The following is a 448-nucleotide window of genomic DNA, read 5'->3' on the forward strand; positions in this document are numbered from 1 at the left end:
GGGATGACAACGGCATCTCCATCGACGGTCACGTGGAAGGCTGGTTCACCGACGACACCGTCAAGCGTTTCGAAGCTTACGGCTGGCACGTCATCGCCGCCGTCGACGGCCACAGCCCGGAAGCCATCAACGCCGCCATCGAAGCCGCCAAGGCGCAGACCACCAAGCCGACCCTGATTTGCTGCCGCACCATCATCGGTTACGGTTCACCGAACAAGTCCGGTTCTCACGACTGCCACGGCGCGCCGCTGGGCAACGACGAGATTGCCGCCGCCCGCGCCTTCCTGAAGTGGGACCACGCGCCCTTCGTCATCCCGTCCGACATCGCCGCCGAGTGGAACGGTCAGGAGAAGGGCACCAAGCTCGAATCCGACTGGGCTGCCAAGTTCGCCGCCTATGAAGCCGCTCACCCGGCCCTGGCTGCCGAATTCAAGCGCCGCACCACTGG

The 448-nt window shown here is 65.2% G+C and carries 1 pseudogene; it reads left to right on the forward strand.

Annotation, left to right across the window (positions count from 1 at the left end):
• Positions 1–448: pseudogene (locus ACW5W4_RS18890) on the forward strand (transketolase); the annotation flags it as partial.

The organism is Aeromonas crassostreae (assembly GCF_054052445.1).